Annotated in this window: 28 protein-coding genes and 1 riboswitch; of the genes, 4 read left to right on the forward strand and 24 right to left on the reverse strand. The window is 35.5% G+C overall.

Annotation, left to right across the window (positions count from 1 at the left end; all coding sequences use genetic code 11):
• From G7059_RS08530 to nagA, 4 genes are read right to left on the reverse strand one after another with little or no spacing between them, the layout of a single operon-like run.
• Entirely contained in the window at window positions 1–1,149 is a 1,149-nt protein-coding gene (locus tag G7059_RS08530) for a MalY/PatB family protein (protein WP_166081667.1), read from the reverse strand.
• A complete protein-coding gene (locus G7059_RS08535; RefSeq protein WP_370519191.1) occupies window positions 1,139–1,795 on the reverse strand; it encodes a copper homeostasis protein CutC in 657 nt (218 codons plus the stop codon). The genes G7059_RS08530 and G7059_RS08535 overlap by 11 nt, the downstream gene beginning before the upstream one ends.
• Entirely contained in the window at window positions 1,753–1,875 is a 123-nt protein-coding gene (locus G7059_RS10600; RefSeq protein ID WP_255489624.1) for a hypothetical protein, read from the reverse strand. The genes G7059_RS08535 and G7059_RS10600 overlap by 43 nt, the downstream gene beginning before the upstream one ends.
• Complete coding sequence (gene nagA, locus G7059_RS08540) at window positions 1,872–3,029, reverse strand: N-acetylglucosamine-6-phosphate deacetylase (protein ID WP_166081668.1); 1,158 nt, start codon at window positions 3,027–3,029, stop codon at window positions 1,872–1,874. The genes G7059_RS10600 and nagA overlap by 4 nt, the downstream gene beginning before the upstream one ends.
• Window positions 3,030–3,228: 199 nt before the next feature.
• Here nagA and G7059_RS08545 point away from each other — a divergent pair, with 199 nt between their 5' ends.
• The 3 genes from G7059_RS08545 to G7059_RS08555 all read left to right on the forward strand — a co-directional run bounded on the left by G7059_RS08545 (window position 3,229) and on the right by G7059_RS08555 (window position 5,821).
• Window positions 3,229–4,437 carry a M20 family metallopeptidase gene (locus G7059_RS08545; protein WP_166081669.1) on the forward strand — a complete coding sequence of 403 codons (1,209 nt, stop codon included), beginning with the start codon at window positions 3,229–3,231 and terminating at the stop codon, window positions 4,435–4,437.
• A gap of 273 nt (window positions 4,438–4,710) precedes the next feature.
• On the forward strand, window positions 4,711–5,259 hold the full coding sequence (locus tag G7059_RS08550) for a hypothetical protein (RefSeq protein WP_166081670.1): 549 nt from the start codon (window positions 4,711–4,713) through the stop codon (window positions 5,257–5,259).
• Window positions 5,260–5,488: 229 nt separating this feature from the next.
• Window positions 5,489–5,821, forward strand: a complete 333-nt coding sequence (locus G7059_RS08555; RefSeq protein ID WP_166081671.1) for a hypothetical protein — start codon at window positions 5,489–5,491, stop codon at window positions 5,819–5,821.
• Between the two features lie 191 nt (window positions 5,822–6,012).
• Here the strand turns inward: G7059_RS08555 and G7059_RS08560 are convergent, their stop codons facing one another.
• The 13 genes from G7059_RS08560 to G7059_RS08620 form a co-directional block, all read right to left on the reverse strand.
• Window positions 6,013–6,264 (reverse strand): metal-sensing transcriptional repressor, encoded by a 252-nt coding sequence (locus tag G7059_RS08560; RefSeq protein ID WP_166081672.1) that lies wholly within the window; start codon window positions 6,262–6,264, stop codon window positions 6,013–6,015.
• Window positions 6,254–6,547: a rhodanese-like domain-containing protein gene (locus G7059_RS08565; RefSeq protein WP_166081673.1), complete on the reverse strand. Its 294-nt coding sequence runs from the start codon at window positions 6,545–6,547 to the stop codon at window positions 6,254–6,256. Before G7059_RS08565 ends, G7059_RS08560 begins: the two co-directional genes overlap by 11 nt.
• Window positions 6,548–6,550: 3 nt before the next feature.
• Window positions 6,551–8,194: an FAD-dependent oxidoreductase gene (locus G7059_RS08570; protein ID WP_166081674.1), complete on the reverse strand. Its 1,644-nt coding sequence runs from the start codon at window positions 8,192–8,194 to the stop codon at window positions 6,551–6,553.
• A complete protein-coding gene (locus tag G7059_RS08575; RefSeq protein ID WP_166081675.1) occupies window positions 8,184–8,459 on the reverse strand; it encodes a rhodanese-like domain-containing protein in 276 nt (91 codons plus the stop codon). Before G7059_RS08575 ends, G7059_RS08570 begins: the two co-directional genes overlap by 11 nt.
• 63 nt (window positions 8,460–8,522) lie before the next feature.
• Complete coding sequence (locus G7059_RS08580; RefSeq protein ID WP_166081676.1) at window positions 8,523–9,776, reverse strand: amidohydrolase family protein; 1,254 nt, start codon at window positions 9,774–9,776, stop codon at window positions 8,523–8,525.
• Window positions 9,777–9,805: 29 nt separating this feature from the next.
• On the reverse strand, window positions 9,806–11,473 hold the full coding sequence (locus tag G7059_RS08585; protein WP_166081677.1) for an adenine deaminase C-terminal domain-containing protein: 1,668 nt from the start codon (window positions 11,471–11,473) through the stop codon (window positions 9,806–9,808).
• On the reverse strand, window positions 11,473–12,516 hold the full coding sequence (locus tag G7059_RS08590) for an ABC transporter substrate-binding protein (protein ID WP_166081678.1): 1,044 nt from the start codon (window positions 12,514–12,516) through the stop codon (window positions 11,473–11,475). Before G7059_RS08590 ends, G7059_RS08585 begins: the two co-directional genes overlap by 1 nt.
• A gap of 9 nt (window positions 12,517–12,525) precedes the next feature.
• The gene (locus G7059_RS08595; protein WP_166081679.1) at window positions 12,526–13,500 is read right to left on the reverse strand and encodes an ABC transporter ATP-binding protein; all 975 of its coding nucleotides are present in this window, start codon (window positions 13,498–13,500) and stop codon (window positions 12,526–12,528) included.
• On the reverse strand, window positions 13,501–14,280 hold the full coding sequence (locus tag G7059_RS08600; protein WP_166081680.1) for an ABC transporter permease: 780 nt from the start codon (window positions 14,278–14,280) through the stop codon (window positions 13,501–13,503).
• Window positions 14,273–15,106, reverse strand: coding sequence for an ABC transporter permease (locus G7059_RS08605; RefSeq protein WP_166081681.1), 834 nt, complete (start codon window positions 15,104–15,106; stop codon window positions 14,273–14,275). Before G7059_RS08605 ends, G7059_RS08600 begins: the two co-directional genes overlap by 8 nt.
• Before the next feature lie 46 nt (window positions 15,107–15,152).
• Window positions 15,153–15,250: riboswitch (purine riboswitch) on the reverse strand.
• A 135-nt stretch (window positions 15,251–15,385) separates the two neighbouring features.
• The gene (locus G7059_RS08610) at window positions 15,386–16,723 is read right to left on the reverse strand and encodes an FGGY family carbohydrate kinase (RefSeq protein ID WP_166081682.1); all 1,338 of its coding nucleotides are present in this window, start codon (window positions 16,721–16,723) and stop codon (window positions 15,386–15,388) included.
• A 106-nt stretch (window positions 16,724–16,829) separates the two neighbouring features.
• Window positions 16,830–17,282: a hypothetical protein gene (locus tag G7059_RS08615; protein WP_166081684.1), complete on the reverse strand. Its 453-nt coding sequence runs from the start codon at window positions 17,280–17,282 to the stop codon at window positions 16,830–16,832.
• 50 nt (window positions 17,283–17,332) lie between these two features.
• Window positions 17,333–18,127 carry a MerR family transcriptional regulator gene (locus tag G7059_RS08620; protein ID WP_166081685.1) on the reverse strand — a complete coding sequence of 265 codons (795 nt, stop codon included), beginning with the start codon at window positions 18,125–18,127 and terminating at the stop codon, window positions 17,333–17,335.
• Between the two features lie 108 nt (window positions 18,128–18,235).
• Between G7059_RS08620 and G7059_RS08625 the strand changes: the two genes are divergently transcribed.
• The gene (locus tag G7059_RS08625; RefSeq protein ID WP_166081686.1) at window positions 18,236–18,982 is read left to right on the forward strand and encodes an NADPH-dependent oxidoreductase; all 747 of its coding nucleotides are present in this window, start codon (window positions 18,236–18,238) and stop codon (window positions 18,980–18,982) included.
• A gap of 22 nt (window positions 18,983–19,004) precedes the next feature.
• Here G7059_RS08625 and G7059_RS08630 read toward each other — a convergent pair whose 3' ends face one another.
• The 7 genes from G7059_RS08630 to G7059_RS08660 form a co-directional block, all read right to left on the reverse strand.
• Entirely contained in the window at window positions 19,005–19,625 is a 621-nt protein-coding gene (locus G7059_RS08630) for a nitroreductase family protein (RefSeq protein ID WP_166081687.1), read from the reverse strand.
• Window positions 19,626–19,650: 25 nt separating this feature from the next.
• Window positions 19,651–20,190 carry a hypothetical protein gene (locus G7059_RS08635; protein WP_166081688.1) on the reverse strand — a complete coding sequence of 180 codons (540 nt, stop codon included), beginning with the start codon at window positions 20,188–20,190 and terminating at the stop codon, window positions 19,651–19,653.
• A gap of 85 nt (window positions 20,191–20,275) precedes the next feature.
• Window positions 20,276–21,658: a DUF2130 domain-containing protein gene (locus G7059_RS08640; RefSeq protein WP_166081689.1), complete on the reverse strand. Its 1,383-nt coding sequence runs from the start codon at window positions 21,656–21,658 to the stop codon at window positions 20,276–20,278.
• Between the two features lie 10 nt (window positions 21,659–21,668).
• On the reverse strand, window positions 21,669–22,502 hold the full coding sequence (locus G7059_RS08645) for a Nif3-like dinuclear metal center hexameric protein (protein WP_166081690.1): 834 nt from the start codon (window positions 22,500–22,502) through the stop codon (window positions 21,669–21,671).
• Window positions 22,503–22,623: 121 nt separating this feature from the next.
• A complete protein-coding gene (locus G7059_RS08650) occupies window positions 22,624–23,289 on the reverse strand; it encodes a peroxiredoxin (protein ID WP_166081691.1) in 666 nt (221 codons plus the stop codon).
• Between the two features lie 136 nt (window positions 23,290–23,425).
• A complete protein-coding gene (locus G7059_RS08655) occupies window positions 23,426–24,352 on the reverse strand; it encodes an ABC transporter ATP-binding protein (RefSeq protein WP_166081692.1) in 927 nt (308 codons plus the stop codon).
• Window positions 24,349–25,425, reverse strand: a complete 1,077-nt coding sequence (locus G7059_RS08660) for an ABC transporter ATP-binding protein (RefSeq protein ID WP_166081693.1) — start codon at window positions 25,423–25,425, stop codon at window positions 24,349–24,351. Before G7059_RS08660 ends, G7059_RS08655 begins: the two co-directional genes overlap by 4 nt.
• Window position 25,426: the final 1 nt, after the last annotated feature.

Consider the following 25,426-nt stretch of genomic DNA (forward strand, 5'->3'; position numbering starts at 1 on the left):
CTAAATGAGTTTACTTTTTTTCATGAAATCTAAGAGTCTTTCTAAAAACTCCTGAATAATTTCAGGTGGTGACACAAGAACTAATCGCTGATAGTTTTCAAAGTTTTGACCGAAATCTATTCCATCCGAAAATGCAATGCGAGCTTTATCACGCATTGTTTTATTTAGTCCTGGTTCATTTACTTTTGAGAAATCTATCCACATAAAATAGGTACCATCTTCAATTGATGTACTGAGTGGTAAATTATGCTCTTGGATGAAACTCACTACTCGATTTCTATTCTCAATAATAAGATTCTTAACACTCTCCAACCATGCATCTGATTCGTACAGTGCAGGTTTTAGTACAGCTAAGCCGAAGAGATTAATACTATGAATCCCTACTGTTGCTGCATAATGTCGAAAGCGTTCCATCAACTCTTTGTTTTTAATGATGCATGCCGATACTTTTAAACCTGCTACATTGAACGTCTTACTTACTGATACACACGCTATTGTATGGTTCAACATATACTCACTAGCATTCATTAAAGGTAGATGTGGTTTATCGAATACAAAGTCTGCATGAATCTCATCGACTACCACATACAGATTATGCTTCTCTGCTATTCTTGCGATTTCTTTTACTTCCTCATCATTTAGGACTTTACCTGTCGGATTGTGAGGATTGCATAGTAAAAGAATCTTTGTATTCTCTTTAATTTTAGATTCTAAATCAAGGAAATCATAAGTCCATGAGTCCTTCAGTACTAAGTCACTTACCTGACACTCACGGCCATTCTTTAGCACCATATCTCTAAAGGGTGGATAGGTAGGTTCAACATAGAGAACTCCATCTCCTGGTTCAGAAAGAAGCTGTATTGCTGCGCTAATTGAATACATTACTCCTGTTGATAGGGCTATATTATGTGTCTCGACCTGATACTTATGCTTTCGATTTAACCAATCAGCAAAAGCTTGTTGATACTCAATACCACGATCAGTGTAACCAAAGGTTGGATGTTCTGCTCGAGTTTGAATCGCTTCTAAGATTGCAGGAGATACCGGCAAATCCATATCAGCCTGAATCAGAGAAATGACATCCTCTTCAACAAGTGTCCACTTGGTTGCACCATAGAATCGTCGTTTACTTATTAAATCATTCTCCATGTGCTCGTTGTACCGCTTTCTCTAATTCTTCCCTACTTACATCAAAGTAATCTGGCTCTCTCTTCTTACCAATATCACTATAACGTGATGAAGTTGGGTCGCTAATCCATTCCTTAAAGGAACCATGAATTTCTGGAATTCCAGTTTTATCAAGGATTTCTTTAATATTCGCTGCCACAACACCACCTCCAGGAAGCAGTGCTATTTTATCTCCATATTTTTCATGTAAGTCCTTAAGTAAAGGAACTCCATCAATCGCATTCGCTTGAAGTCCACTTGTAAGAATACGTTCTATTCCACATTCAATCAGAGCTTCAATTGCTTCATACGGATCCCGTACATTATCAAAAGCACGATGATATATAGCCTCTTTTCCATATTGATGTGCTAAGTCAGCAAAACGTTTCGTTCGTTCCACATCAACATTGCGATCAATATCTAAGAATCCAAAGACTATCCCATCAGCTCCGTTCTCTAAAAGTTGAACGGCATCAAAATACATTTGCTCGACTTCATATTCATCGTAGAGAAAACCACCAGTACGTGGACGAATCATGGTTACCATTGGTAAATCAACATGCTTCTTCGCTTCGATTAGTGTTCCTACTGTAGGTGTAAGCCCCCTAAAAGTGTTGCATTGTTCAATTCGATACGATCAGCACCACACTCTTTAGCGATAATACATCCTCTTACTGTTTCACAAAGTACTTCAATGACTGGTTTCATACTATCTCCTTCACATTATCAAATACATGTTTACCCATTACAAATGCATCAAGCACTCTAAATGAATTATCAACACAAATTAAGTCTGCATCATATCCTACTTTGATAAGACCTTTATTTAAGCCCATCATTCTTGCAGGGTTTTCTGTAACGGATGCGATGACATGTTTTGCTGGTAAACCAAGTGTATTAATTTGGTAATCGACAAGATTATTTAAACGATTGGTACTACCTGCTAAACGTCCTGACTCTAAGAATACCCTACCTTCTTCATCAACACGAATATAACTGCCTTTATCTGCTCTATGGTATTCTCCTGAAGGAAGACCTTTCGCAAAGATAGCATCTGTAATTGTGATGATTTTCTTAGGATTCTTAGCACGATACACGAGCTCTATCGCTTCTTCGGATGCATGGACACCATCTGCAATAATCTCGACATACGTTTCATCATCTAATAAACCAATCCCTATTGGACCAACATCACGATGGTGGAAGGATGTCATCCCATTATACAAATGAGTAAATCCTGTTGCACCATGATCAATAGCTGTTCTGATTTGCTGTGTATTTGCATTCATATGTCCCATATAAATACGGATGCCTTGCTTAACACATGCATCATAAACATCCATTGCCCCTTCGATATCTGGAGCTATGGTAATAATCTTAATTTGATGGTTGGATGCTTCCACCATCTCTTCTAATAAATCTAGGGTAGCTGGGAATATATTCTCAGGCATGTGAGCACCTCGTGCTTGAGGATGTTGGGAAAACATTGGTCCCTCAGCATTAATACCTAAGAACTGTGCTCCTTCTTTACTCCCTTGATAACTTCCCAACACTTCAAGAGCTTGTAATAAGCCTTCTTTTGATAGTGTTGAAGTTGTAGGATAAAAAGCAGTAACTCCCTCTTTAATTAGAAACTCTGACCAAGAATCTAGATACTCATGTGTCGCTTCATTTGCAGAGCTTCCAAGAGCTCCATGGTCATGAGTACTAATAAAACCTGGCATAATACGTCCACTATAATCTTCTTCAGATAATGCATCATCATAGGCATTGATAGCTTCAATCGTTCCTGTATCACTTATTTTAAGTTGCAGTGGTTGAAATCTATCACGATACCAAACATTTTTACTCTGAATAATCATTATTATCCCTCCTTTACTTTTTTATTGTAGCATAGATTGTACATACAAAACACAAATAATAAGCGCTTTCACAAAACCTTTATTTTATGACTACATATATTGTAACGTATATCATGTTAAATTAACTGAAATCTTAAAGATAAAGAATAATTTTCTAAGGGTATGATATCATATCTGTATTATCATATGAGGAGGGTATATGACATTATTAAAAGATGTATTATGGAGTGAAGCTCAAGAAATGATGGATGAATTAATTAGTATTCGTCGACATATTCATAAAAATCCTGAATTAGGACTTGAAGTATATGAAACTCGTGATTTCGTAGAAAAGAAACTGCAAGAGTTTGGCTATGATGTAACACGTGTTGGACAAGCTGGCTTAACGACTACAGTTGGAAATGATGAAGGTAAAGTATTCTTACTTCGTGCAGATATGGATGCTCTACCTATTGTTGAGGATAACGATCTTGATTATAAATCAACAATTGAGGGAAAAATGCATGCATGTGGACATGATATCCACACAACTATGTTATTAGGAGCAGCAAAGCTTCTACAAAAACATAAAGACAGTATCCCAGGAACTATTAAATTCATGTTCCAACCTGCGGAAGAATTATTGCTGGGTGCCAAAGATATGTTGGAGCACGGAATCCTAGAGAATCCGAAACCTGATGCAGCACTGATGGTACACGTTGCTCCAGGTTATCCACTAGATGTAGGTTCACTAATCTTAATGCCTCATGGCCCAGCTATGGCATCTTCAGATTGGTTTGAAATTAACATTGAAGGTAAAGGTGGACACGGTTCTACTCCTTACTTAACATACGATCCAACAATTCCTATGAACCTAATCTTTCAAGCAATCCAAGCAATTCAATCACGAGAACTACCTCCAAACAGTTTAACAACGATTACTGTTGGTGATATTCGTGGAGCAGTAACATCAAACGTAATTGCGGGAAGTGTTGCAATGGGTGGAACAATTCGTTCCTATAACGAAGAACATCGTCAGTTTATTAAAGATCGTATGGTACAAATTGTAGAAGGTATTTCTACAGCAATGCGTTGTAAAGGAAGTGTTACCTTCCCTGCTGGCGTTCCATTCTTCGATTCATCTGAAAAGGTATCTAACGTTGCTAACGAAGTTCTTGGAAAATATATCCCAGACTTAACACTGATTCCACCAATGAAACAAGACATACCAACAATGGGCTCCGAAGACTTTGCTTTGATATCACAAATCATCCCTGCTACTTCAATTAACATTGCAGCAAGTGATAGCCGAAAAGGTGGGGTATACGGAGTTCATCATCCTAAAGTTGTCTTTGATGAGGCTTGCATTCCTTATGGGGTCGTTGCTTATGTTGCGACAGCACTGAACTGGTTAGATCAAAATAAGTAAGAAAAAATCGGTTTTGATGTGCACCCCTAAAGTTGGAAAAAACTCTAGGAGGTGCATTTTAAATGTCAAAATATTCAGTTGTTCTTTAATTTAAGAATTATTTCATAGTAACTTGGCAAGATTTTTACTTTTAGACATTATCAGTTATCTTTGACAACATTCTAAATAAAACTCAACTCTTATAAAAACGCAGTTAGGGTGCTATCCTACTATTTTCCTCATCTTTAGCAATTATGTTATAATATTAATCATATAAAAGAGAGATTCAACACTATGAAAAAAATAATTACCTTACTATTTGTTGTTTTAACCTTATGTTCATGTACAAAAAAAGAAATAAATGAAGAAAAAAAAGATGTAAACCAAAAGAACAATCTATTTATTAGCGAAGAGTTTATCGATCCTCTTACATTAAAAAAAATAGAAGTCACCAATGTTAAAACTTTTCCTTTAGCAGATATGGAAAATTTTTTTGGTCTCCAAGGTTCTGTAATTAATCACACTGAAAAGGAAATTAATTATTATTATATACTAGTTAATTTAAAAGATGACAAAGATAGAGATATATTAGGAATGAGAGATTATGAAGAAGATGTGTGTAACTATCCTTGTTCTTTAGTAAAGGAAATTTATGGTTTTATTGGAAGTCCCTATAAATTTACTGATGGAGAGGCTATTTTAAACAAACAAATTGAATTGTTTGCTTTTATATATGTTTTTAAAGAACCTATTAATGATATACATAGAGTATCTTACAACTTCCATACTAAAGAGTTCATCTTTACAGATACCAACAATAACATAGTTGAAAAACCTGCTTAAAAATGCATTCATCAAATGGCTTATTCTTTCCAGGAGCCATTCTTTCTGTAGGGACAAGGGAGGTTAATCCATGTATTCGGATAGGACAAACAAAAGAGTATTAAGCAAAAAAAAACAAAACAAGCATTAATGGAAAAAAAGTCTGTTTTCTGTAATGCTATTTAGTATAATAATTTTGTTCTTTGGACTCTATAGAAGAACAGTTAAACTTTCCATTTTCACCTTTTTATTGGAAAATATTAATGGTGATTTTCAAATTTCATTATATATATTTTTCCCAATCATTTCATTTCTTATTCCTATAATTTTTCTTAAAAATAAAAAAGTAAAAAATGAGAAATGTATTTATATTGATTTGGTATTATCACTCTTTATTTCACTAATTTTCGTATTTTCTGTTCCTAAAATAGAAGCTGTTGTTTCTAACACAGATATTTATGCTTCTAATTTTGTTGTTAAACCAAAAGATATTGATAGAAAATCTAATTTCTTTTGGTTAAGAGTATCTATTTGTTCAATGACTTTTGGACAAATAATTAGTGATTTAATGAAAGAACAATAATTAATTCATTTCTTCGCTCTTCCTGAATTTAAGAATTCTCTTTTAGTATTGTTCTGGTTAAGATCTTATAATATTAGAAACCACATTTTGTAAAAAAAGGATTGACTACCAGATAACACTGGAATCAACCCCTTAAATTTAAAATATGTTGAACTTCTAACACGATATTTAAGTCAGTTTTTCTGACTTTTTTATTTGCTTTTTACGACTAGATTTAAAGCTTCATCAATACCTTCTAAAGAGATATCATATGTTTCTTCAATAGTTGAAACAAGATTTGCTGTAGTGATAAGTGACATCACTTTATCAACACTTGAGCGAATTGCGCTTAATTGTGTCACAATATCCTCGCAGCTTCTTTCTTCTTCCATCATTTTAAGAACACCTTGAACTTGTCCATTAATTCGTTTAACGCGATTTTGAATACTTGGATCACATTTCATAGTTTAAAGCTCCTCGATAGGCACTCATACCGCCCATCACATTCACAACTTTATAACCTTGTTGTGATAAGAATTGACTGACCATCATTGATCGTGAACCTGTATGACATACTACATAGTACTCTTTTGACTTACTAAGTTCACTTACACGACCTGGTATCATTCCCAAAGGAATATGAGTTGCTCCTGGTATCATCCCAGAAATTACTTCTTCATATTCTCTTACATCTAGAACATCAATATTTTTTAAATTCATCATTTCTCGCATTGTTATTGAGCGCATTCTTTAATTCCCTACTTTTCCTGTCGCAACTTTATACAGTTGGTAACCACCATCAAGGTTTGATACATTAAAACCTGAGGCTTTTAATATTTGTTCTGCGTTGTATGAACGAACACCACTTTCGCAATGGAGAACGATATGTCGATCACGTGGTAATTGAATCATACTGCAACGCATGGAATCGAGTTTCATATGAACAGATCCCTCAATAGCACCTTCAGCTACTTCATCATCTTCACGTACATCAAGGATAAGCGCGCCTTCATCTTGAAGTTTTTTAATCTCATGCCATTGTACTAAGTTAGTTGTTCCCATTAAGATATTTTGAGCTACATATCCAGCCATATTCACAATATCTTTTGCAGAACCAAATGGTGGTGCATAGCTAAGTTCTAATTCTTGTAAGTCTGTAACTTTCATATTTGCTTTAATAGCTGTAGCAATAATATCAATGCGTTTATCAACGCCATCTTCACCGATTGCTTGTGCTCCTAAAATTGCTTCTGTTTGTGGATCAAAGATTAGTTTCAAGTTAATCTTAGTAGCGTTTGGGAAGTACCCTGCATGATTGTTTGCATATAAATGCATGACTTTGTAGTCACGTCCCTTAAGTTGACGTTCATTCAATCCTGTTGATGCAAAGGTTAAATCAAACAATCTTACAATTGCTGTTCCTAATGAGCCATGATTCTTATGTTCAATACCACTTAAGATGTCCGCTAAGTGACGTCCTTGACGGTTTGCAGGTGAAGCTAGAGGAATCATAACGTCATCTTGAGTTACAGTATGTTTAACGATGATTGCATCACCAACAGCGTGAATATGCTCGTTAGATGTTTGATAGTTTTCATTAACAACCAAACCACCACGCATACCAAGTGTTAATCCTGCATCGCTAGCAATCTTAGTTTCAGGAAGCACTCCTACTGACATAATAACTAAATCAGCATTTAATGTACTTTCATCTTCAAGTACAGCCAATGATCCTTCGAAACGAGTCACACTTGTATCAGTATAGACTTTAACACCATGTTTGTTTAATTCAAATAAAGCAAACTTTGCCATTTCTTCATCAAACGGTGGTAATACCTGTGGTGCTTTCTCGACAACACTGACATCAAGTCCTAAATGTTTTAGGTTCTCTGCCATTTCTAAACCAATGAATCCTGCCCCAATTACGACTGCTGATTGTGGTTTCTTATTTTCTACATAAGCTGTGATCGCATCAACATCAGGTATATTACGTAATGTGAAAACACCTTCATTATTATCACGACCTGGGATATCTAAAACGATTGGTTTAGCACCTGTAGATAGTACGAGTTCATCATAAGCAACATCTTCTTGACGGTCACCAATCTGAACAGTCACAGTTTTTGCTTCCGGGTTAATTGAAATTACTTCATGATTGTTGCGGATATCTAATTGGAAACGGTCTTGAAGCATTTGTTGGGATGCAACAATTAAATCTTCACGTTCACTAATTTCTCCTGAAATATAGTATGGTAATCCACAGTTTGCAAAAGAGACATACGGCCCTTTCTCAAAAACAATAATATGATCATCTTGGTTTAATCGACGGTAACGCGTTGCAAAGCTCATGCCACCAGCGACTCCTCCAACGACTACAATTCTTTTAACGTCCATATAACATCATCCCTCCACGTACATTTTTGGCATCAATGCCTTTTTTTCTTAATATTTTAACTGCTCGTTTACTTCTTGATCCACTTGCACACACTACAAAGACTTCTTTGTTGGTGTCAAAATTAGGAATATTTGAAAGTGGTACATTCTTTGCGTTTCGAGCATGACCTGATTTAAATTCGTGACGTTCACGAACATCGATTATTTGGTCACTTGGTTTTAAGTCACTCCATGTGACTGTTGGTACTTTCTTGAAAAAAAACATAATATCATTCTCCTCAACAAAGAAAAATATACCCCATGGGGTATATTAATTCAAGAGACATGCTCAACTATTTTGACTAATTTTATTTACAACTTCATTTAACGCATTCCGTGCGTCATTGATAGAGTGTTTTGTTAGTTTATGGTTCTCTACAAGAACATCGCCATCAACCATAACCGTATGAATATTTTGTGTTTGAACTTGATATACAATACTTGGAATCGGGTCATAGAGCGGATACATATTTGCTTCTTCTGTTGAAATCAAAACAACATCTGCACGCTTACCAATTTCAAGACTTCCAGTATGCGCATCAATTCCTAATGCTTTCGCACCATTGATTGTAGCCATTTCAAGAATCATTGAACTTGGGAAAATATCACGTTCATGATATTTCGTTTTTTGTCCCATAGCAACAAGTTTCATAACCGTCATAATATCAAGAGTATTTCCACTAATCGGTCCATCTGTACCCAGTGCAGCTTTCACACCATGTGCATAAAAGCCCTTAAGGTCTGTAATTCCTTTACCTGCTTTCATGTTTGCACCTGGACAGTGAATCACATGAGCACCGTTTTTCTTCATGATACTTTGGTCATTATCATTGGTATGAATCATATGAACACCAAGAAAGTTCTTATCGATAAAATCTATTGAATCTAAGTAAGCTACTGGAGTACTAGGAGCAAAGTGTTCCATCTCATAATCCATCTCAGATACATGCATCATAACCTTTGTATCTGTCAATTTAGATAGATCTCGAATCTTTAAGAGACTTGCTTCACTAACCGATACTGGTGAGTGTGGAGCAATCATTGGCTTAATGCGATCATGGTCTTTCCATTGTTCGATTAAAGACTGAGTATGCTCTAATGCTTTCTCTTCCGTTCCGTAGTCTATCTGCGATGTTTCAATGATTGTTTGACCAACTAAAGCACGAATACCCACAGCATCGAGCTCCTTTGCAACATCTTCTGCATAATAATACATATCAGCTACCGTAGTGGTCCCGTTTAACAACGACTCCAATGCTGCATAATGACTTGCAGAAACCACCGTTTCTTTATCCATGTATTTTTGTTCCATGGGGAAGAGATACTTTCTAAGACGATCTGGCATATCTTCACCCAGTGATCTTAAAGGTATGAGTCCTAAGTGAGTATGTGCATTAATAAGTCCAGGAATGGCTATCATTCCCTCACAATCGATAATTTTTTCACCTTCACTCGTAAAATCTTTCATATCACCAATATTTTGAATCAGTTTACTTTCAACACTAATAAAGCCGTTTTCATAAACTGTGAATGATGAGTCCACCGTCACAATTCGTAAGTTAGTATAGGTTCTCATGATGCGTTCCAAGACTTAAATGTTTGCGTACGAACATCAACATAGCCATGCTCACTTATCTTTAAATACGGAGACACTAAGAGTCCTAGGATTGAGAAACTCATAATAGAGTTAATGCTTTCATACCCAGCAGTACGCATCTCTTCTGATATTGTTTTTATCTTCTGAGCAAGTTGAGGCATTGGTTCTAATGATACAACGCCCCCATAAGGAAGTGGTACTTCAACAACACTCTCACCATGCCATACGATACCACCTTGCATCTCGATAACACGATTTACAGTCGCTACAATCTCTTGAACATCTGTACCCATTACAAGAATATTATGATGGTCGTGTGCCCATGAGGAAGCGATGGCTGCTTTAGTAGTAAATCCATTCTTCACAAATCCCCAAGTGATTGGGACATTGTGTCCGTATCGTTCGATAACACTAATGAGGGATAATCCAGCCTCTTCCCACTGTACAATGCCATCCTTAACAGCAACATCCACAAACTCTTCATGAGTAAAGGTAGCTCCACTTTCACGTTCCATAACGCGAACTTTGACGCTATCCCCTTCGGCTTTCACAATGAAATCATCAATACTTACAGGATTTCTTTGAATTGAATGGTAGCTTGATTCATTAAAATTTACGATTGTATCTTTTTCGATATCGTTAATATTACGCCCTTTTTTATAAACCTCTTCAATCACAAAGTCATCTAATGAACTTAGAATAACAGCATCGGCAATCTTACCTGGTGCAATAATCCCTCGATCAAAGAGTCGTAAACGTTGTGCAGGAGTATAGGTTGATGCAAAGATTGCATCTTTAATATCCATTCCCATGGATACAACCTTCTTAATAATATGGTTAAGACTTCCTGTATCCATTAAATCATTAGGTAAGACATCATCAGTAACTAAAGCAATACTGTGAAGAAGTTCATAATCATAGATTGCTTGAATAATTTCTGGTGTCAGTGATTTTTCTTGAAGTTGTACAAGAATACCGGCACGTGTCTTTTCAATGAGTGAATCAACCGATTGATGGGTGTGATCGGATCCAATTCCAAGTTCAATAAACTTAGACAACTCTAAACCTGACACACGAGGTATATGTCCCTCAACAGGTGCTAATGGCAGTGCTGAGCGAAATGATTTAATAATTCTTTTTGTAAGTGTGTCTTCATCGGAAGTCACATCTTTAAAGTTCATAATCTCACCTAGAGCAATCACTCGTGGATGTTTCGCAAGTTCAACGACATCGTGGTCACCGATCGTTCCGCCCGTTGTTTCTAAGGTCGAGTTTGTCGAAGGAACAGATGAAGGTATTGCCCAATATACATCTAACGTTTGTTCCTGATTCATATACTCAAGTAAACCTTGCACTCCAAAAACATTCGCAACTTCATGCGCATCAGCAAGGATTGTGGTTGTCCCAAGTGGGAGAACTGTATTTGAATATTCTTGTGGTGTCGTCATTGAACTCTCAATATGCATATGAGAATCAATGAGTCCCGGGATCATGTAATGGTCGTGTCCATCGACTAAAACATCATAGGGAATGTCATCATTCCCTATGTGATAAAAATATTCATCTTTGATATAAACATCCAGTTTCTCAAAAATACGACGAGACGTATTGTAGACTTGAATGTTTGATATTCGGGTAATCATTATTGATTCATGATTCGGTTGTATTGGTCAATCCAATCGGACATTAATGGATTGATAATACTAAAGTCTAATGCTTTAGCACGTGCCGCTACATCACCGTATGTCTTGTTTTCTGCATCTGCTCCTGATAATACAACTTCTGAGTTAACTGGTGCTTCGTTTAGTGTTTTTGGTGAAGCATTCTTTGTTTGCAACTCCAATCCTAAACGGAAGTTAATAAATTTATAAGCAAGATCTTTATTCTTTGAGTTTTTATTAATATCAAGTGTATTAAAGTTTGCGTAAGTACCTGATTCAGGAATTACGTATTTAACAGCTTCATTTGATTTCTTAATAACTGGGTAACCAAAGTCGCCAACAATTGCAGCTGAAATTTCTCCAGAAGCAAACATAAGTGCTAAGTCTGATGATTTAGAATATGTCTTCACAACGTTTGGTTTCAATTCTTCCAGTGCCGCAAGACCTGCTTTACCACCATCACTTGCAAGGTCTACACCCTTCACATCACTTGCCATAGAAACTACAGCAGGTCCAAATGTTGAAACGATATCTGGTAATGCAATTTGACCTTTAAGTTCTGGACTCCATAAGTCTTTCCACTCTTTTATTTCAATAGGTGAAGTTTCTGGATTATAGATGATACCAATACTATTAATAGTATACGCTGGTCCATAACCTGATTTTGTAAGATCCTTAGCACCTTGGATTAATTTTTCTGCATTAGGAATCTTTGAGTAATCGATTTTTTCAAATAGATCGTCAGCATATCCGTCAGCTGCAGCTTTTTGTGAGAGTTCAATGACATCAACTGTTGAGTTAGGATCATTTTTTAATTTAGCGTAACGTTCTGCTGTTGTACCTGTATCCAATTGAACTTTAACGTTGAATTCTTTTTCAAAAGGTCCGTATACATCTTCAATAAGGATATCTTCACTGAGTCCCCATGTTGATATAATAAGCGTTTTTTGTTCCTCTTCTTTTGAGCTTGAACACCCTGATAATACTAATAAACCAATAAGTAATACTGATAGAATCTTTTTCATATTTTCCTCCTATATGAATCGTAGTTTGTTTTCTGGTAAATCTAATAGAACTTCCGCATCTTCTTCAATACGTAGGTTATGATTACAGTGGATGGTGCCTAGATCTGTTTCAATACGATGCTGATATGTGTTTCCCAAAAACTCACTTGTGACAACTTTTCCTTTTAACCATCCTGATTCTGAAACTAGAATATCATTAGGACGGATACAAGCTAAGCTCGCGTTGGAATTGTTGATGGTATGTGGGAATTTGTCTACAGGTATGAAGTTATCAAAACCTACAAATCGTGCCACATACTCTGTTTTAGGATGTGAATATATTTCTTCTGGTGTACCCAATTGTTCAATTTGACCATCTTTCATAATCGCTACTCGATCACTAATTGCGAAGCATTCTTCTTGGTCATGAGTAACAAAGATAGTTGTAATATTTAATTCACGTTGAATACGTTTAATTTCATTACGCATTTGAATTCTTAATTGAGCATCGAGGTTACTGAGTGGCTCATCAAGTAAGAGTAGCTTTGGTTCAATGACTAAAGCTCGAGCTAAGGCAACACGTTGACGTTGTCCTCCTGATAAGTTCTTAGGGAACCGTGTTTCAAATCCTGTTAAATCACAGATTCGCAACATCTCATCAACTTTTTGTTTGATTGACGCTTTATCAAGTTTACGTAGCTTCAATCCAAATGCCACATTATCAAAGACTGATAAATGAGGAAATAATGCATAACTTTGAAATACAATTCCAAAGTCACGATCATGGATTGCTTTATTGGTGAAGTTATCACCATCAAGTAAGAACTCACCATCCATCACATCAATAAATCCTGCAATGGTTCTTAGGGTCGTTGATTTACCACAACCTGATGGTCCTAATAAGGAAAGAAGTTCACCTTCTTGGATATCCAAATTCAGGTCTTTAAGAACTAAATCTTTTTTATTGTAACTAACGTTTATATTCTTTAATTGTCCTTTAATCACTTATTGCACCTCCGCTAATCCTGTTGTTTTTTCAATAATCATCATCAATGTGAATGTACCTACCATAATAATTACAGAAATAGCACTAACTGTTGGATCAAAGTTGTATTCAAGATGACTCATCAAGGCTACTGGTAATGTATTGATACCAGGACCTTTTAAGAACAAGGATACTGGTAAGTTATTAAACGAGTTAATAAATGACATCATAGCAGCTGCAATGATTGATGATTTAATATTTGGTAATAATACTTTAAAGAATGTTGGTACGGGTTTACAGCCAAGACTCCGTGCTGCCTCTTCAATACTGTCATCCATTTCTTTTAGACCTGCCGCAAGGATTCGAATTGAATAGGGCAAGACCACTAAGATGTGACCAAGTACTAACGATACCCAAACTTGTAATCTGAAAGTTAAGGTTAGCGTTTGAAACAATGCATATCCCATAACAATTCCTGGAATTAAACTTGGTGATAAGAAATACGATAATAAGCGATCACTAAGTTTAGAAGGAACTTTAGTCAGGGCATAACTTGCTGGTAAGCCTAATAGAATACCAATAAATGAAGCGATAAACGCTAATTGTAAACTTGTACTTAAACTACTTACAAGACTTCGTGAAGCAAACACTTTTCCAAACCAATCAAAAGTAAAACCTTTAATAGGAAATTGGATGATTGCTTCTTTTCCAAATGCTGTCACAACTATCATTAGTAAGGGTAACAGTAAGAATAAGATTGTTAGGAAGCTAATAAACTTAAGTCCTTTATGTTTATTCATGTTCGTAACCTCTCTTATCTAAGCGAAGATTAATACCATTCATGATCTTCATAACGCCATAAGAAAGAATAATCATAATTAAGGAAATCATTCCTGCTTGGGTCCAATTTGATAATTGGTTGGCTTGTTGGTATAGAAGTGTTGCGAGCATCATGTTCTTATTACCACCTAATAATGAAGGTGTTGTATAAGCACTCATGGTACCAGTAAACACTAGAACTGAACCAATAATAATTCCTGAAAATGATAAGGGAACAATTGCCTTCATAAATACTTGCCAAGGCTTCGCTCCTAGACTTTGTGTAGCATACACAATATCTCCATCAATACTATCCATTACTGAAGTTAAAGTCGTAACCATAACTGGTAAGAATAAATAAACAGAACCTATTACAATAGCAAATTCAGAATATAACAGTGACAAGGGTTTATCAATAATCGATAAACTCTTTAATAATGAGTTAATAATGCCGTTTGATCCTAAGATTGTCATCCATGCAAATCCACGAATAATTGCATTCGTTAGAAGTGGGAACATGATAAGTATCGTTAGGATTCCTCGAACTGATTTACGTTGTGTTGAAATGTAGTATGCTGTTGGCACACCTAAGACTACACATATTAGAGTCGTGATTAATGAAAGCTTCACCGTTCTCCATAAAATCTTTTGATAAAATGGATCACTAAGAAACGATGAATAATGCTCAAACGTAAATACCCCATCAAAGAATGATGGATAGATGATGGATATTAATGGAAATACTAAAACCACAGTAATTAATATCACACACGGTATTATTAACAGGGCATAGGTTTTTTTCTTCATTCTACCTCCCATAAACAAAGGCTTTCTACCATAACGATAGAAAGCCTAAAAGAAGGTTTCCTATCATAGTCTGAAATTTAAGGTCTCAGGTAGAAACGCATCACCGTATTTGATGCATATATGATAAAAATCTTTGTTTTATATTTTAAGTTTTTAGCAGTGGTAAAGACCATGTTAAAAACATGTTCATTATATCATTCATACGTGAAAAAGCAAGAAAAGACAAAAGTTTTCTAAAGCTCTTTCCAAAGGGGATTATTGAAAAAGATACAGTGTATTTTAAGCGCTAATTTCCAAGAATTTGAGAAAACGTTTGTTGGATTTCTGAGGATAAATATCAATGCTTTCATTACTTCTTTGAGTGTATTTTTTGACATAAGCAATAACCCCTAAAGCTGATGCGAAATCTTCAGTAATGTATCGTAATTTTCGTTGCGTACAGTCTGCATAGATTTGTCTGAAAAAAGGTTCTTTAAATAGACCACCTGTGATATTAATGACTTCATTTTCTTCACTAATATCAGCAAGTGATGCAAGATTAAAGAGTACCCCTTCAACAATACTTGCAATCTTATCTTCTAAGGTATGGTGTTCTAAAAGTCCTACGAACTTTTGAGTTTTGTGGTAGTTCCAGTCTTTTCCCCTCTCTGCATAAACAAACGGGAGAAAGAATGGTCTGTCACTCTCACTTCTTTCTTTATAGATATCAATGCACTCCGATAGAGTATAATCTTGAGCAATACCTGCCAACATCCAATCAAGGACATTACCACAGTTATTACTTGCATAGCCTACAATCCAAGCATTGTCATCAATGATATAGTTAAAAACGTCTTGTTTCGATGTTCGTGGTTTTACTTGTGCAATTCTTCGATAAGCACCACTTGTACCAGCATTGCATACACCGTTACCAGTATACTCTGGATCAAAGTAGATATTAGCAAGACCACCATCACTTCCACCTAAATAAACCTCTATAGATGCGTCATTTTGTAGCGATAGCTTATAGCGACCATCCTCAACACGAGGCAGTGCATCTTCACTTAGTTCAAGTATGTTTAATATTTTTTCATCATAGCTCATAGTATCAGTATTATAGAGCCCAGTAGCACTTGCGATTCCTTTATCTACTGCAAAAACACCAGTTAGATGATGAAAGACAACACTTTTTAAATCGCCTACTCTCACATCTGCATTGAGTTGACCTTGTTTTTTGAACCACATTAACTTCATAAATGGGTTCATTGGATGAATTGCAGTTCCTGTGCGTTGATAGATATCAAGTGCATCATCACGTTTTAAGAACTCGTCAACAACGTCTTTGGCACGGCTATCACTCCAAATTAATAAATCTGAGATTACTTTTAAAGAATCGTTTAAGAGAATCACACTGTGCATTGCACATGATAATGCCATATCATTAACTGTGAATTCAGATTTGGCTTGAGCAATAATGTCATCAACAATCGTAATAATATCTTGGATATTCTGTGTGGCTTTATCACCATCATAAAAAGTAGGATATGAGCAATCCCAAGTTTTTATAACCTGTAAGTCTTTATCAGTAACAACAGCCTTAACCGCTGTTGTTCCCATGTCTATTCCTAAATGAATCATTAATGTACCTCGATAACACCTTTATTATCTTTAGTATATCATTATTTCATTTTAAAAATGCATTCTTCTGACATAATATAATCTCTAAAGCAGTAGTAGTTGGAAATTATTTTATCTCATCAATTGAGTTTGTAATAATCCAATCATCCATATTACTTAGGCGATTATACTTAAATTGTTCAATGGCTTCGAGCTCTCCTACTGAAATAACACATAAGAATTTTTTCCCAGCCCATCGTTTCTTTTGATGACTTGCCAGCATTAGTTTATCGCTATATTTCTCAACGAACGCATGGGACTGATCAACTGTCATTTTCTCAGATTCGACAACCTCTGTTACAATTGCACGGTGAGTAACCATTAGATCACCACCTGTTTCAACAAAATATAACATATCCCCTTGTCTAACCCGTCCACCTAAAGGAGTTTTTCTTCCAGCTGCCCCTCTAATTATCATTGACTTCTCGTGGTCCAACATTTTTTGTAGTTCTTTTGCTTTGCTATCAAGATACACTAGATGTTCTGCAAAGCCTTTTTTATCTTCATACCAATTTGACATTGTTAATACCCTCCTATTGCTAAAGTATAAACTCTACTCATAGTGTAGAGTCAAATGATTATTTGCAAGTCCGTAACAAAATCATTACTATTTTCAGTATGAGTCCAGTCAACAAGATACTTTTCAATGGTTTTACCCTTATAGGTGAATCCATTCTCTTCAATCCATTTTAGCATTTCTCCATATTTCTTTAGCATAGATGAATAATTTCCAGTATAACGACAGTCTGTAGAATAGTAAGCCTCCAACAATCGTGTGACTCCAGGAATAATTTCTGAAGTACTAACTTCCACAAAGACTTCGATATCAACACTATCTTTATTATAGTCCCTATAGTCGTCATGATTAATTAAGGACATGGGACCAATTGGGTAAAGTTTGAATTTCTTAATTAAGTTAATAAGTTCAATGTACCTTTTTTTTATCGCTTCCGGATTTCCTACATCAATACTTCTGAAATAGACAATGACACTTTCCTTGTTACTATTTATTCTTATACTTTCATCTTCTTCTTTGCAATATGACTCAAGCAGCTTAATAATATCGTTTTTTATTCTTATTTCATCATGAAGCTCATGTATTTTCGATTTCACCTTAGCTCTCATTGTTTCATATTTCGCGTTTTGAATAAGTTGTTTAATTTCATCCAAGCTAAATCCTGCTAGCTTGAAGTTTATTATAGTTGTGGCTGTAATCACTTGACTTTCCGTGTAATAGCGATAGCCATTCGATTCATCAATTCTTGAAGGAACTAAAACTCCCTTCTTATCATAGTAATGAAGTGTTCGAATAGGTAAATTTGAACGCTTAGAAAAATCACTAATTGAGTAATATTTTACATCCATGATTATTCTCCTTTTACTTATTATATCATTAACACTAAAATAGCTATACTTGTAAATCAGATTTACTTTAGCTAGACTTGAGGGTGAATGAGAGAAAGAGGTAGACCCATGAATGAAACAATACAAACACAATTAGCACATCGTTCTATTCGAAAATTTAAACAAGAAGCGATATCCCAAGATATCATTAATACTTTAGTAGACGTAGCTCAACATACATCAACAAGTAACTTTAGACAAAACTATTCCATTATAAGCATTACTGATGAGACTAAGAAACAACAAATCGCAACAATATGCGATCAAAATTATGTAGCAGAGTCAGGACATTTATTCATTGTTGTGCTGGATCAATATCGAAATTATACGATTGCTCGTGACAAGGGAGTCGATACCAGCGTCCTGGAAACTACCGATAGATTCTTGGCAGCATCAATGGATTGTGCCCTTCTAACTCAGAACATGGTAGTTGCTGCCGAGAGTCTTGGTTTAGGTGCAGTTATCTTAGGTAGTATCTTAAATGATTCAAAAGCTATCATTGAGATGCTTGAACTTCCTGAATATACCTTCCCAATCCTAGGCTTAGCAATTGGTTATCCTGATCAAGAGCCACAATTAAAACCTCGCTTACCAAAACAGTTTGTGTACTTTGAAAACACTTATACCAAGTTTGAAAATATTAACAACGAACTTAGCGAATACAATGAAACCGTACAGACTTATTATGATTTAAGAAACAGCAACAAACGTGTTGATTCATTCTCAAATCAAATGAGTACTCAAATGAATATGCGTCATCCAAAACGTATGCAAAACCTCGAGAGATTGCACGAACAAGGTCTCCTAAAAAAATAAACGCTCCAATCGGAGCGTTTTCTTATAACCATTGCATCAGTGCATTAACATCGAGTCTTTGTTTTGCATGACCTTCTTCTTCAGCTTTACCAATCGAAATCAATAAAATTGGGAAGTATCGAGAATCCGTAATATTTACAACTTCCATAATGGAATCTTTATCAAAGCCACCAATTGGACAGGTATCATAACCACGATTTCTAGCAGCTAACATGAAGTTCATAACAACCATTCCTGCATCAAGCATAATTTTTTCTTTAAGCTCTCCAGCTGGGATCGTTTGGTAGTACTTAGTTAGACGTTCCTTTTGCGAGTTGAAAGCTTCAAGCGACATTGTCCCTTGATCAACTGCATTTTGATAGATAGCATCATAGTTTTCAAATGCCTTAATATCACCATATATTAGAACCATTGCTGAGCATGTCTCTAATTGTTTTTTATTAAACTTAACACTTTCTTCAAGACGCTTCTTACCCTCATCACTATCAACAACAAAAAATCGAACTGGTTGCATATTAAGTGATGATGGTGCAAAAACTGTTTCTTCAATTATTTCACTAAGCTCTTCTCGACTAATTTTATAGCCAATCTCATATTGTCTTATTGATTGTCTTGATTCATTAACTTCTTTATATGTTTTCATTTTTGTCCCCTCTATCTATATACTACTAATATTCATGCAAATGAAGATTCTCCAAATCATTTAAATAGTCGTTGTAATCACCCTTTAAATCTTTTTTTAATGATCCACTAAACTCAGGTTTCTCTTTAATTAAGATGGGTGATTCCTTTTCATAGTACTCAAAGCTGTAATCAAGCCAGCTATGAACACGGACAATATAGGGAGTTTCATTAACCCTAACTTCAACATCATGATAGGAAAGCATTAATACTTCTCCCATCAAGAACGCGAATGTAAAGAAAGCAAATCCTATTGAAGCTAGCCAAGCTGCTATTGATAAAACATTCCCTAAAATTGATTTCTTAATATTTACCCAGCACACTAACCAATAAAACAGATAGATGTTTGCTGAGGTAAAGCTTATTACTAGAAACCAGTGGTATACTCTATCAAAGATTCCATAAAACTTATATCCTTGATGTTCTACAATTGCCCTATACCCACTTAAACCTATTGTAATAATGGTACATCCTACAACAATACTGAGAGCTATTTTCTCAAAACGCTTATAGCGTGGTACTTTCATATTTATCACCATTTACACTATACAACACTTATAAAACAATATCTTAATTACCATTAATTCACATCAAGTTCACAAGCGAATTATCTTATTCATCTTTATGAATTTCATCAAATTTCTCTTTCATTGTAGGGTTATTCTTCACCAATTTTTTAACAGTTAAATCTTCTGCTTTATTGTTGGCAAGGCGTAAGTTATTCTCTGATGACAACAATGCATCTTTTGTCTTTTGAAGATGGGTAATTGTTTTATCAATCTCATCTATTGCAGTCTTAAAGCGACGACTTGCTAGTTCAAAGTTCTTCGCAAAGGATGTCTTGAATGTATCTAAGTCCTCTTCAAAGTTTGTAATATCGATGTTTTGTGCTCTCATAAGTGCAGCTTCTTGTTTGTATTGCAGAGAATTCAACGCTGCATTTCTTAATAACGTAATAATAGGAATAAAGAACTGTGGGCGTATCACATACATCTTTTCATACATATAGGAAACATCTACGATTCCATCATTATACAGTTCATTGTCAGCTTCAAGCATGGAAACTAGAATTGCATACTCACACTTTTTATTGCGACGGTCTTTATCAAGTTCTTTAAAGAAATGTTCATTCTTTTTCTTAGTAGCAGTCTCATCATTTTCGTTCTTCATTTCAAACATTATGGAGATGATTTCATTTCCATGTTCATCAAACTCACGGTAAATGTAGTCACCTTTGCTTCCAGAAGTAGCATCATTGTCTTTACCAAACTGTGCGTTTGGGAAAGCAGTCATTCGGTAGCGATTGAATTCAATTTCACAGTGTTGTTCTAAGCTTTCTCCAACCATTTTAGTAGATTGCTTAGCCTTAAAATCTTTATAGAAAGCAATCGTTTCATCTTTTTGACGGAGTGTTAAATCATGATGTTCTTTCAAGGCGTTCTTTTCTAATTCGTTCTCTTTAGATTGCATCTGAATTTGCGTATTTAACTCTGAAACTTTTCGTTCATTCTCGTGTTTTAATCGCTCTAATTCTTGTTGTTTTTCTAGTTCAAAGTTTTTGTTCTGTGCATTAAGTTCTAGTATTCGTTGTTCTCGTATATTAATTTCATTAAGTAAATGTTTCTCAGCATCTTGCGATAGTAGCTTTTTCTCCTGTTCAAAGCTCTCAACCAGATGTTGATAGTGTGCAAGTTCTTTGTCTTTATCTTGGAGTGCTTGTTGGATCTCTAATTCTTTTTGTTTTTCTACTGATTGTGTTAAGCTTCTTAATTCTATGATTTCTTTATCTTTTAAAGTTAACTCAGTATCAAAAGAACGCTTTTCTCTCTCCAAAGCGAGTTCTAAATCACTTGCATGTTGTTTCTTGGCAAGTTCTAATTTCTCGTGAATTTCCTCATGAAAAGCTTGGTTGCGAACCTGATTTAAGATATCTGCGTATCCAGCTTCATCAATTGTAAAGGCCTTTCCACAGTGTGGACAAATAATTTCGTGCATTGGTTTCTCCTTATTCTGCTAATTGGTAAGTAAAGCTATCTCCCGATTGGAAGAAGTACTGAGGTATTGGTTCTTCTACAATCTCAGGTAAATAATTTAACATGTATTCCATTCCGTACTCTTCAAAATTAAAATGACCGACACCAAAGATAATTCGTGGTCTACCTAAGTATGATGAGTCTCTTATATATTCACTGACTGTATAGTCGATGACTTCCATACCTAGGATTCCATCGACATCGTGTTTCTCCATTATCTCGATAATAAATTGATCATTTCCCATTATATGACCAGGGATAATCAAGCTCTTTATCTGCATTGAAGCATCGCCGGTAAGTCTAATTCCATTTAAGTTCAGTTTCTCGATAAGTTGTCTTGAAATCTCTTGTGCGTCAATACCTGGGAACTTGAACTCAAAGTCTGAAACTGCATAGTCTTCCCATTGTAGGCGATTAATAACACCATAGAAAATTCCATCATGATATCGATCACCAACATGTAATCCAGAATGAATATAGTCATGATTTCTCCAGACTACAATCTTATGATCTTCTAATAACTTAAGTTTTTGTTGGTAGATTGTATTATCTTGAAGCCAATCTGTTTTATCACCATGATTCCAGAAAAGTGCTTCATGACATATTATTAAGTTTACCTTGTTTTCAATAGCTTGTTGAATAACCTCAACAGAAGCAAAGCATGTCACGGCAATACCTGTACACTCTAGATCAACATTTCCAAACAAGACCTTATCACGTGTTGTTTCATCATCAATGCGATGTCCCTTTGCATCAATACCACGATAATAAGACTTTGTCCGATAAATAATCTCTCGTATTAACATAATGATCCCTCTCTTATATCTTCTTTCTATATTATATTATACAACGGAAATTCAAGAAGCGATGGTCTTTTCAGCTAAATATATAAAAAGCTTATGGATTCTCACCCATAAGCTTCAATTATTATTTATCTAATTTCTTGTAGGAATACCACCAATCAACATAGGTACCACCATCTTTTTCAATGCGTTCTTTTTGTTTTAACGCATCTTCAACAGTTTTAGCAGGTTTATATAGTACTGCATCTCCTAAAATCTTATTATTTGGCCAGTTTTCTGGAATGACGACTTCATTAATATCAGCCATTTGAAGTCCTCTAACCGCTCTTAGAATTTCAGCAATACTACGAGCAACATCCATTGGATAATACATAATCAAACGTAGAACACCTTTATCATCCACGATGAATACTGAACGAACTGTACTTGTACCAACAGCATCATGAACCATTCCTAATTTAAGAGCAGTTCTACCGAGTTCATCTGCTATAATTGGGAATTTTACATCGACCCCAATATTTTCTTTGATCCACTCAACCCATTTCAGATGCGATGTTACACCATCAATTGATAGTCCAACTAGCTTAGTATTGAGTTCATCAAATTCTTCTTGAGCTTGTGCGAAACCTACAAACTCTGTTGTACATACTGGTGTAAAGTCACTTGGGTGACTAAACAATACAAACCACTTACCTTTGTAGTCCTCTGGCAATGTTAAAGCACCATGCGTAGTAGTTACTTCAAGTGTTGGGAATTTTGCCCCCAACATTGGCATTCCTGTATTTTCCATAATATACCTCATACCTCCTACATTTCATTATAAGTGATAATGATTATCAATACAATGATATCGAGGAGTTTCTCATAATTCTTTCAACTTCACATAATACAAATCATACCCAAAAAAAACAGATGCCCTCAAGCATCTATTTTTTCCATTCTTCTAGTTCTTCTTCGGTCGCTAGTACATAATGACTTCCTGAAATATGTTGCTTCTTCCCTTTTTCATAATCAATACCACTAGTAGCATAATCATAACTTAGTGACTTACGATTCTTTTCTACGCGTGGGTTGGGAGAAGGAATAGCACTCAAGAGTGACTTAGTGTACGGATGAATTGGATTGCTAAATATTTCTTCCGTTGACCCTGTTTCTACAAGATGTCCTAAATGAAGTACTCCAATACGATCGGATATGTACTTAACCATACTTAAGTCATGAGCAATAAACAAATAAGCAGTGTTTGTCTCTTCTTGAATCTTCTTCATTAAGTTAACAACCTGTGCTTGAATAGACACGTCTAGAGCTGATATTGCTTCATCCGCAATAATTAAATCAGGGTTCATAATCAATGCCCTAGCAATACCGATTCTTTGACGTTGTCCACCTGAGAATTGATGTGGAAACCTTGTAGCATGTTCTCTGGATAAGCCAACCATCTCCAAGATTTCATAAACTTTTTCTTCACGCTCTTCTTGCGAACTATACATCTTATGAATATCCAATCCCTGAGCAATGATATCAAGGACTTTTTTACGTGGATTAAGACTAGCCATAGGGTCTTGGAATATCATTTGCATTTTAGTATTCAATAATTTTTGTGTATCTCTGTTTAGTTTTTTTGATATCTCTTTTCCATTAAATAACACTGATCCTGCTGTCGGTTCATACAAACGAATAATACTTCGACCTGTTGTAGACTTCCCTGATCCAGATTCACCAACAAGACTATAGGTTTCTCCTGGAAAGATTTCAAAGGAAATACCATCAACTGCTTTGACAGTAAATTTTGATGATATTCTAAAGTGTTGTTTTAAGTCTTTAACTTCTAACAAAGGAACTCTTTCTGTCATAACATTCCAGCCTCCCTCTTCATCTTTTCAAGTCTCTTTTGAAGACTTCTTGGCATTTCAACTTTTGGTGCATTTTCATGCATCAACCATGTTGCAACACGATGATTTCCACCCGCATTAAACAGTGGTGGTTCTAATCTAAAATCAATATTCAAAGCGAACTCGTTTCGTGGTGCAAAGGCATCGCCAACGATTGGCTTCGAAAGATTTGGTGGTGTTCCTGGTATTGCATAGAGTTCATCATTATTGGTATCAATGTCTGGCATCGCAGATAATAAACCCCATGTATAAGGATGCCTTGGATCATAGAAGACTTCATCAATTGTCCCCTTCTCAACAATACGTCCTGCATACATTACCGCAACATAGTCAGCCACCTTGGCAACAACACCCAAATCATGAGTGATATAAATAACAGACAGGTTCTTTTCTTTTTGAATGTCTTGAATTAATTCCAAGATTTTAGCTTGAATTGTAACGTCAAGTGCCGTAGTAGGCTCATCACAAATGAGAACGTCAGGATCACAACTTAATGCAATCGCAATAACAACCCTTTGTCTCATACCACCCGATAATTGGTGAGGATAGTTCTTCATTCTCTTTTCAGCATCGACAATTCCTACACGTTCTAAGAGTTCAATTGCTCTTTGATACGCATCCTTTTTAGAATACTTATAATGGTATATCATCGCTTCCATTACTTGCTTTCCAATTGTCATTGTTGGGTTAAGTGAAGTCATCGGGTCTTGGAATACCATCGCAATCCTCTTACCACGGATTTTATTACTCATTTCTGCACGAGTAAGACTTAATAAATCTTCACTACATTCTTCATTATTATCATCTTTATAGGTGTAAATAATTTGTCCACCATTCACAAATCCATTACCACTTAAGATACCCATAATCGCTTTCGTAGTTACTGATTTACCAGATCCTGACTCACCAACAATCGCTAAAGTTTCTCCGCGAAAAAGATCCAAACGGATACCACGAATTGCATCCACGACTCCACTATCTGTCTTAAATGAGATGGATAAATCACGAATTTTTAGTACGTTTTCTTTTGTCATA

Origin of the sequence: Erysipelothrix sp. HDW6A (assembly GCF_011400295.1) — a bacterium.
GTDB lineage: Bacteria > Bacillota_I > Bacilli_A > Erysipelotrichales > Erysipelotrichaceae > Erysipelothrix.

What these genes read in the sequence shown, in the direction of transcription:
- G7059_RS08635 (WP_166081688.1), bottom strand. Translation starts at nt 20,190, where the DNA reads ATGAAAGTACCACGCTATAAGCGTTTTGAGAAAATAGCTCTCAGTATT.
- G7059_RS08655 (WP_166081692.1), bottom strand. Translation starts at nt 24,352, where the DNA reads ATGACAGAAAGAGTTCCTTTGTTAGAAGTTAAAGACTTAAAACAACAC.
- G7059_RS08590 (WP_166081678.1), bottom strand. Translation starts at nt 12,516, where the DNA reads ATGAAAAAGATTCTATCAGTATTACTTATTGGTTTATTAGTATTATCA.
- G7059_RS08615 (WP_166081684.1), bottom strand. Translation starts at nt 17,282, where the DNA reads ATGTCAAATTGGTATGAAGATAAAAAAGGCTTTGCAGAACATCTAGTG.
- nagA (WP_166081668.1), bottom strand. Translation starts at nt 3,029, where the DNA reads ATGATTATTCAGAGTAAAAATGTTTGGTATCGTGATAGATTTCAACCA.
- G7059_RS08640 (WP_166081689.1), bottom strand. Translation starts at nt 21,658, where the DNA reads ATGCACGAAATTATTTGTCCACACTGTGGAAAGGCCTTTACAATTGAT.
- G7059_RS08625 (WP_166081686.1), top strand. Translation starts at nt 18,236, where the DNA reads ATGAATGAAACAATACAAACACAATTAGCACATCGTTCTATTCGAAAA.
- G7059_RS08650 (WP_166081691.1), bottom strand. Translation starts at nt 23,289, where the DNA reads ATGGAAAATACAGGAATGCCAATGTTGGGGGCAAAATTCCCAACACTT.
- G7059_RS08645 (WP_166081690.1), bottom strand. Translation starts at nt 22,502, where the DNA reads ATGTTAATACGAGAGATTATTTATCGGACAAAGTCTTATTATCGTGGT.
- G7059_RS08565 (WP_166081673.1), bottom strand. Translation starts at nt 6,547, where the DNA reads ATGCGCTCAATAACAATGCGAGAAATGATGAATTTAAAAAATATTGAT.
- G7059_RS08600 (WP_166081680.1), bottom strand. Translation starts at nt 14,280, where the DNA reads ATGAATAAACATAAAGGACTTAAGTTTATTAGCTTCCTAACAATCTTA.
- G7059_RS08660 (WP_166081693.1), bottom strand. Translation starts at nt 25,425, where the DNA reads ATGACAAAAGAAAACGTACTAAAAATTCGTGATTTATCCATCTCATTT.
- G7059_RS10600 (WP_255489624.1), bottom strand. Translation starts at nt 1,875, where the DNA reads ATGAAACCAGTCATTGAAGTACTTTGTGAAACAGTAAGAGGATGTATT.
- G7059_RS08585 (WP_166081677.1), bottom strand. Translation starts at nt 11,473, where the DNA reads ATGATTACCCGAATATCAAACATTCAAGTCTACAATACGTCTCGTCGT.
- G7059_RS08530 (WP_166081667.1), bottom strand. Translation starts at nt 1,149, where the DNA reads ATGGAGAATGATTTAATAAGTAAACGACGATTCTATGGTGCAACCAAG.
- G7059_RS08630 (WP_166081687.1), bottom strand. Translation starts at nt 19,625, where the DNA reads ATGAAAACATATAAAGAAGTTAATGAATCAAGACAATCAATAAGACAA.
- G7059_RS08610 (WP_166081682.1), bottom strand. Translation starts at nt 16,723, where the DNA reads ATGATTCATTTAGGAATAGACATGGGAACAACAGCGGTTAAGGCTGTT.
- G7059_RS08605 (WP_166081681.1), bottom strand. Translation starts at nt 15,106, where the DNA reads ATGAAGAAAAAAACCTATGCCCTGTTAATAATACCGTGTGTGATATTA.
- G7059_RS08545 (WP_166081669.1), top strand. Translation starts at nt 3,229, where the DNA reads ATGACATTATTAAAAGATGTATTATGGAGTGAAGCTCAAGAAATGATG.
- G7059_RS08560 (WP_166081672.1), bottom strand. Translation starts at nt 6,264, where the DNA reads ATGAAATGTGATCCAAGTATTCAAAATCGCGTTAAACGAATTAATGGA.
- G7059_RS08575 (WP_166081675.1), bottom strand. Translation starts at nt 8,459, where the DNA reads ATGTTTTTTTTCAAGAAAGTACCAACAGTCACATGGAGTGACTTAAAA.
- G7059_RS08550 (WP_166081670.1), top strand. Translation starts at nt 4,711, where the DNA reads ATGAAAAAAATAATTACCTTACTATTTGTTGTTTTAACCTTATGTTCA.
- G7059_RS08570 (WP_166081674.1), bottom strand. Translation starts at nt 8,194, where the DNA reads ATGGACGTTAAAAGAATTGTAGTCGTTGGAGGAGTCGCTGGTGGCATG.
- G7059_RS08620 (WP_166081685.1), bottom strand. Translation starts at nt 18,127, where the DNA reads ATGGATGTAAAATATTACTCAATTAGTGATTTTTCTAAGCGTTCAAAT.